Annotated in this window: 7 protein-coding genes; all 7 read left to right on the forward strand. The window is 55.7% G+C overall.

Annotated elements, in window-relative coordinates:
• Nucleotides 1–250: 250 nt before the first annotated feature.
• Nucleotides 251–709 (forward strand): hypothetical protein, encoded by a 459-nt coding sequence (locus tag OXU50_01980; protein MDD9868652.1) that lies wholly within the window; start codon nucleotides 251–253, stop codon nucleotides 707–709.
• Between the two features lie 192 nt (nucleotides 710–901).
• Entirely contained in the window at nucleotides 902–1,243 is a 342-nt protein-coding gene (locus OXU50_01985) for a hypothetical protein (protein ID MDD9868653.1), read from the forward strand.
• Nucleotides 1,244–1,424: 181 nt separating this feature from the next.
• The gene (locus OXU50_01990) at nucleotides 1,425–2,009 is read left to right on the forward strand and encodes a hypothetical protein (GenBank protein MDD9868654.1); all 585 of its coding nucleotides are present in this window, start codon (nucleotides 1,425–1,427) and stop codon (nucleotides 2,007–2,009) included.
• A gap of 381 nt (nucleotides 2,010–2,390) precedes the next feature.
• Nucleotides 2,391–3,257 (forward strand): hypothetical protein, encoded by an 867-nt coding sequence (locus OXU50_01995; protein ID MDD9868655.1) that lies wholly within the window; start codon nucleotides 2,391–2,393, stop codon nucleotides 3,255–3,257.
• A gap of 13 nt (nucleotides 3,258–3,270) precedes the next feature.
• The gene (locus tag OXU50_02000; protein ID MDD9868656.1) at nucleotides 3,271–4,143 is read left to right on the forward strand and encodes a hypothetical protein; all 873 of its coding nucleotides are present in this window, start codon (nucleotides 3,271–3,273) and stop codon (nucleotides 4,141–4,143) included.
• Nucleotides 4,144–4,253: 110 nt separating this feature from the next.
• Entirely contained in the window at nucleotides 4,254–5,156 is a 903-nt protein-coding gene (locus OXU50_02005) for a hypothetical protein (GenBank protein MDD9868657.1), read from the forward strand.
• A 20-nt stretch (nucleotides 5,157–5,176) separates the two neighbouring features.
• Nucleotides 5,177–6,336: hypothetical protein (locus tag OXU50_02010; protein MDD9868658.1), on the forward strand; the 1,160-nt coding region annotated here is incomplete at its 3' end.

Below are 6,336 nucleotides of genomic sequence, written 5' to 3' on the forward strand. Positions count from 1 at the left end.
TTTTTCGCTGTTCAATCGCGGTTTTCCGCCTGTTTTGAGCGCTTTTGTGTGCTTATAATCAGGCCATGACAACCGCGCGATTTTTCATTCTGACTTCTCCGGGCGCCGGCGAAAACCCGCGCGCCCCGGCCTTTTTTTGCGGCGACATGCCATTCGTCGGCCAGTTGCCGCCGTTCATCCGGTTGGCGGTCATTTTCCTCTTGACATTGAATTGTAATGCGTTCTTTCAATCCGAAAAGGAGAAAGAACGATGGAAAAAACCATGGTAAAGCAACCGACGCCACCGCCGCAGAATCCGCCGCCGCCCCCGCCGGCGCCGGACCACCTGCGCCCGGTAAACTGGAACGCCCCGGTAACCCGCGGCGAATTTCAGCAGGGCATCGGCGCCCTTGAGAAGAATCTTCGTCAAGACATAAATGCTCTTGACAAGAAAGTTAGTCGGGACATAAATGCCCTTGACAAGAGACTCACGGTTGTCGAGACCAAGATAGAGGTCCTCGACGAAAAAGTTGAGGAAGTCAAGGCAGATGTCAAGGCCATCAGGGTGGAGATTAAGGAAAACTCCGATGCTCTCAGGGCAGAGCAGCGGGCAGACATCAAGAGTCTTAGAGAAAGCATGGAAGCCAATCACAGGTTCCTGATCCGGTTAATTATCGGGGGCGTCAGCGGGCTTGCCACGTTCATGGCCGTGCTCAAATTCTTCGTTTAATCAGGCCATGACAACCGCGCAACATTTCATTCTGACTTCTCCGGGCGCCGGCGAAAACCCGTGTGCCCCGGCCTTTTTTTGCGGCGACATGCCATTCGTCGGCCAGTTGCCGCCGTTCATCCGGTTGGCGGTCATTTTCCTCTTGACATTGAATTGTAATGCGTTCTTTCAATCCGAAAAGGAGAAAGAACGATGGAAAAAACCATGGTAAAGCAACCAACGCCACCGCCGCAGAATCCGCCGCCGCCGCCGCCACCGCCGGCGCCGGGCTACCCGCGTCCGGTGGATTGGAACGCCCCGGTAACCCGCGGCGAATTTCAGCAGGGCCTTGCCGCCCTTGACAAAGACCTCAGGGCGGAGATCAGGGCAACTTCCGACGCCCTCAGGGCAGAAATCAAGGAAAATTCCGATGCCCTCAGGGCGGACATCAAGGAAGATATCAGGGAACAGTTAAGGGTTTTGCGTGTATCCATTTTCTGGTTCATTGCCCTGGCTGTTAGTGTGGGGCTGGGTCTGCTCAGATACTGGCCATGACAACCGCGCAATTTTTCATTCTGACTTCTCCGGGCGCCGGCGAAAACCCGTGTGCCCCGGCCTTTTTTTGCGGCGACATGCCATTCGTCGGCCAGTTGCCGCCGTTCATCCGGTTGGCGGTCATTTTCCTCTTGACATTGAATTGTAATGCGTTCTTTCAATCCGAAAAGGAGAAAGAACGATGGAAAAAACCATGGTAAAGCAACCGACGCCACCGCCGCAGAATCCGCCGCCGCCCCCGCCGGCGCCGGACCACCTGCGCCCGGTAAACTGGAACGCCCCGGTAACCCGCGGCGAATTTCAGCAGGGCATCGGCGCCCTTGAGAAGAATCTTCGTCAGGACATAAACGCCCTTGACAAAAGACTCACGGTTGTCGAGACCAAGATAGATGTTCTCGACGAAAAGGTTGAGGAAGTCAAGGCAGATGTCAAAGATCTCAAGACGAAGATTGACGAAAATTCCGGCGCCCTCAGGGCGGAAATCAAGGAAAATTCCGACGCCCTCAGGGCGGAAATCAAGGAAAATTCCGGCGCCCTCAGGGCGGAAATCAAGGAAAATTCCGATGCCCTCAGGGCGGAAATCAAGGAAAATTCCGACGCCCTCAGGGCGGAAATTAAGAAAAACTCCGATACTCAAAGAACAGAGAGAAGGGAAGAGCTCAGAGACCTCAAGGCAGATATCATGAGATATTTCAGAATTTTGGGCATATACATTACCGGGCTTGTCACCCTGGCTGTTACTGTCGCACTGGCCCTGCCTGGATAAATCCCTTAACCACAGAATTACCCGGACAAGCGCATTTCTCATCCGGGTAATTCGCGCCGCAACAAGACAAAACACACGCCCCGCCCGCGCCATTTCCTCCGTGTTTCACATTGTCGGCGCGCCGCCGCCGCCGTGTTTCGCCACGCGCATCAAGGCCATTCTCCCCCCGCGCTCCACACCGCCGCCGCCCGTTTCTCTGCGCGAACACCTCGTTCAATACCGGCCATTCTCCCCCCGCGCTCCACACCGCCGCCGCCCCGCCGCTCCCCTACCCCCTTGTTTTACCGTCTGTTTTTTATACCGCTTGCATTCAGCCGCCTTGCAGGGCAAACTATGCAACCCTGCGGGCGCAATTCCCGGGGGGTGAAAGGGGAACTTTCAGTGAATACACAAAGAGTTGAAACGGCCAACGGGCGGCGCACTGCATGGCTGCTGCCGTGTTTGCTGTGCGCGCTTTCCGGCGCCGCCGTCGCGCAGACGGACACGGCCACCAGCGCGACCGCCGTGCAGAAAATCCCCGGGATGATGGCGATGCTGGCCCACAAGTTCGTCATCCCCAAAACCGACCCCTACTGCAACTCCGCAGGCTACTCCCCGTGCACCGCCGTAACGGTGCCCCGCACCTTCTGGCACTATGACCGCCAGCGAGGCTACCGCGGCATCATAGACTGGGTGCTGGTCGAGTTGCGCCGGAGCGAGGGCGACGCCCACACGGCAACCGCCGACACCATTGTCGCCAGAAAGGCGGCCTTCCTCCTGAGTAATGGCCGCATCGTGGACGCCCGCCGCTACACCACGCGCACCCCGCAGCCCAGCCCCGACGACTGCCCGGCGGAAGTCGCCGCCAACAGCCCCGGCTGCCCGGCGGTGTGGTTTGACAATGTGGACATGACCGACGGCATGTATATCGTCGTCCGCCACCGCAACCATCTGGACATCATGTCCGCCCGCCCCGCCGCGCGGCAGGGCGATGTTTATTCGTGGGACTTCAGCACCAGTGTTGAGCAGGCGTTTGGCGGCGAACTCGGGCAGGGCCTGGGCGATGGCGAAGTGGCCGCGATGTTTTCCGGAGATGCAAACGGCAACGGAGTGGCCGAGATGCGGGATGCGCTTTACACAGTGCTGGACAATTTCGACCCGATTTATTCCGACAGGGATTGCAATCTGGATGGGTACATAACCCGGCGCGAGTGTGGCTATTATCGTTTTGGTTTTCAGCACGTAGGGCATGTGTCGCAGGTTCCCTGATATGACTTCCGCCATGACCAGATTGCGAAGCCTGACAGCATTTTTATTCTGTCTGCTGCCCGGCGTGGCCGCGCCGCAGGTGATGACGGCCTATCTCAACCACCTGAGCATCCTTCCGCTGGAAGACCCCTATTGCAGTCCCGGCACTGGCCGGCATTTGGGGCGTGATCCGGCTTCACTTGAGTTGTGCACCGAGGTGACCGTGCCTGCAATCCCGCCTGCGACCGGCACAGCGGACGCATGGCGCGGTGTTGTGGATTGGGTGTTGATTGAGTTGCGCGAGACTTCGGGCGATGTCAGGACAGCGCGGCGCGACACAATTATTGCGAGAAAGCCCGGTTTTCTGCTGAGCAACGGACGCATTGTGGAGGCCGCGCATTACGCCCGGCTCGCGTCAGTGAACCCCGACCAGTGCTCTCAGAGTCCGCTTGCGGGTGATGAGCATTGCCCCGGTATCTGGTTTGATGGCCTGACGCCCGCAGAGAACAAGAATATTCATGTCGTTATTCGCCACCGCAACCATCTTGACATCATATCGGCCCAGCCGATAACCGCCGGCGGTGCGGTTGCCAGTGTTGGCGTTTATGCGTATGATTTCAGTGCCAGTGCGAGTAGTGCGCGTAATGATATCCTGAAACGCTGGTATGGTTCACCGAGTAATAGTGAGGGTTTCAGATTCCTGCCGGTTGCCGTGATGATTGCCGGCGATCTCGACGGAAATGAATTTATCACTCAACGAGTAGATTACGCAGTGATTAGCAATTCAGCCATAGGAATGATTGAGTATCATGTGGCTGATATCAACCTGAACGGCACGGTCCATATTGAGGACTTCACAAATTTTGTTCTGAACAACCTTGGGCTGGGCTCCGGAATTCCGTTTTGACTGGAAAAATGGATTCACGCGGATTTTCAAGGGATTGCATCACCTGCATTCTTTTTCCGGAGATTTTGCCGTATAATCCACACCCTGACAGGCTGTAAAATACAGAAAAAATGATGAACTATCGGCGCACAAGCATTGAGAAATCGGAGATGGTTTCCGCAAACCGTCTGCGGTTGCAGGCCGTGTGCGTCCTGTTGTTGTACTTGTTTTGCGGTGTTGCAGGCGCGCAGACAGGCCCGGGCCACCCCATGACGGTGTTCCTCAGCAGCTTGACTGACTTTCCGGTGAGCGACCCGTATTGCACTACCCCCCCTTCCCGGTTTTTGGGGGCAGGCCCGCAGTCAACTGAATTGTGCACATCGGTCGAGTTGCCCTCGATTCCAGTCGGTGTTGTGGACTGGATACTGGTAGAGTTGCGGGAGACTTCAGGCTCTTCTGTTGAATCGGCAGGCGGCGACACTGTCATTGCCAGAAAACCCGGTTTGCTTCTGAGCAGCGGCCGTGTCGTGGATGCCACGGACTATAGGAATCTTGATTCCGCGGGGCGCAACAGTTGTCTGACGGAAAGTGGCACGTTGTCGCTTGAGGCCAACGATAATTGTCCGGACCTTTTGTTCGAGGTTACACTCAACGACAATTTGTATGTTGTCGTCCGCCACCGCAACCATGTTGATATTATATCGTCTGTTGCTGTCGTTGCGACCGCAGGCGACCGTTATGTGTATGATTTCAGCAGCAGTTTGAGCACGGTCCGGCGTGGCATTCAGAAAAATTTTGTTGGCCATCTCAGCAGACGAAGAGGGGTGGGGTTTGCCATGATGGCCAGCGGCGATGTCAATCAAGATGGTTCGGTTTTGCAAAGAACTGATGCTGCTGTTATCAGGGGTCATTTTGGGCGGCCAAGGGCTTATACGGAGTACGATATCAACATGGACGGATTTGTGAATCAGGTAGATGATTTGCAAGACTACATACTGGGCAATCTTGGCTTATTTTCACCGGTGCCCAGGTAATTTTGTATCCGACTGCGACCATGCGAAAGAATTCAATATCTGTCTGGATGTTTGCGCCGGTTGTAGCCGGGGTTCTGTTGCTGAGCAATTCGGCTTTCCCTCAAGAAGCCGCCTCGGGTGCCCCGGTGTACAATAAAGTTTCCGGCAGCAAATATATTCCCAACGACTTCACTCCTAACCCACAAACATGTGGTACTTGTGATTCCAATGAAAGTGAAGGACTTGTTCTGAGATTCACCAATGTGCAACGCGTTGACGCCAGCGGCTCACCGGTTGCCCCTGGTGTGACGGCAACTCATCTGCGGTTTGATGTTGAGGTGAAGGGCACTAAGTGGCTTTCGGAAAATGCGGCTGTCAGTGGTGCCGTTTATGGTCTGCACTACGAGAATGATGGAAGCAGCGCTTTTTTCTCAGGTGAGCGTGACGATCCAGCAGCTTTCCCACAGGCATGCGATCAAGACTCCGTCAGGGACCCTGAAAGAGGACGTATTCGCCTTTTTAATTATAACCTGCCAGGCTTTGACCTAGACCGGGAACAGGCATATATGAGCGGCGACGAGAGGGCCGACACCCTTGACTGGTCCGACGATCGGGCTGAAAGAGCAGAATTTAACTTTCTCAATGTCCCGGCCGAGTTCGGACAGCGCTTCGTGACTGTGACATGTCCTGTTGTGCCGGATCGCAATCGATTGGCAAAGAGTGGATTTAGCAGATATTCCTGGCAGCAGTTCAGTCTCTACACCACTAGGAGGAACGATGCGCCTACTGCTTATCCGGCTGCTGCTGGAAACACCCTCTGGAAATTTGCAATGGACGGTAGTCCTTCCGTGTTGGAAGAGCTTGTGTATTCTGACAACCAGCGGGTGGAAGTGCTGCTGACTGAACCTGTGAGCAGCTCGCTGGTGACAGGTCACTTCGAGTTAGTGGATGATGGCGGCAATCCGGTCGCGGGTGTCACTCTCGACAACGCTTTCCTCATCAACAGCAGCCGCACGATGGTTTTTGAGTTGACAGGCCTTAGCGAGACCCAAGACATTATTATCCGGCGCACGTCCGCATCTGATGGCCTGATAATCGGCAGCAGCAGCAGCATGCCGATGGGGCTGGTTGTGGATGTGGCCACCATTCCGGCGTTTGACCCGGATGTGCCCCGGATTGTCACGGCTTCCCTCATTGACAA

It is taken from the genome of Gammaproteobacteria bacterium, from assembly GCA_028817225.1.
In the GTDB taxonomy this organism is placed as follows: domain Bacteria; phylum Pseudomonadota; class Gammaproteobacteria; order Poriferisulfidales; family Oxydemutatoraceae; genus Oxydemutator.

Coding starts and splice junctions, on each gene's coding strand:
- OXU50_02000 (MDD9868656.1), top strand. CDS start 3,271: ATGACCAGATTGCGAAGCCTGACAGCATTTTTATTCTGTCTGCTGCCC.
- OXU50_01980 (MDD9868652.1), top strand. CDS start 251: ATGGAAAAAACCATGGTAAAGCAACCGACGCCACCGCCGCAGAATCCG.
- OXU50_01990 (MDD9868654.1), top strand. CDS start 1,425: ATGGAAAAAACCATGGTAAAGCAACCGACGCCACCGCCGCAGAATCCG.
- OXU50_01985 (MDD9868653.1), top strand. CDS start 902: ATGGAAAAAACCATGGTAAAGCAACCAACGCCACCGCCGCAGAATCCG.
- OXU50_02005 (MDD9868657.1), top strand. CDS start 4,254: ATGATGAACTATCGGCGCACAAGCATTGAGAAATCGGAGATGGTTTCC.